Origin of the sequence: Sutterella massiliensis (genome assembly GCF_016899755.1) — a bacterium.
Lineage (GTDB): Bacteria > Pseudomonadota > Gammaproteobacteria > Burkholderiales > Burkholderiaceae_F > Sutterella > Sutterella massiliensis.
In genome coordinates this window covers 1-443 of the sequence record NZ_JACJJC010000293.1, presented here as the reverse complement: position 1 = coordinate 443, position 443 = coordinate 1, and the positions used below count along the sequence as shown (strand labels likewise).

Annotated in this window: 1 protein-coding gene; it reads left to right on the top strand. The window is 60.9% G+C overall.

Annotated features, from left to right (window positions below; genetic code table 11):
- Positions 1-262, top strand: a 262-nt coding sequence (locus H6A60_RS12625; RefSeq protein WP_205105182.1) for a S26 family signal peptidase, incomplete at its 5' end; no start/stop codon positions are given.
- Positions 263-443 lie beyond the last annotated feature (181 nt).

Here is a 443-nt window from a genome sequence, read left to right as displayed (position 1 = left end):
GTATGTTGCGGCGGGTCCGGGCGACCGCGTGGAAATCACGAGCGACTTCCGCGTTCTCGTCAACGGCGTCGAGCGCGCAAGGGGGTTGCCGCACACGGGCGACATGCCGCTCGAAGCGGTGCGAAAGCGGTTTTGCGGCGCGCGCGTTTTGGGCGAAGACGAGTACTGGATGCTCGGCACTTCGTTTCGCTCGTTCGACTCGCGCTATTGGGGACCGATTTGCTCCGAACAGATTGTTGGCCGCGCCTACGTGATCATCTGAAAAGAGGGGAAAGCGCATGAAATCGTTTGGAAGCGCTTCGGCAAAAAGGATGCTTGTCGTTGCCGTTGAATGTGCACTTGGTGCTGCGATCGGGGCCGGACTCGGGCTCCTGGCGACGGAAGCGGCGGCGGAAAATTTCTACGGACTCGGTTCCGGTACTCGATTCGAAGCGGAGAAGGGC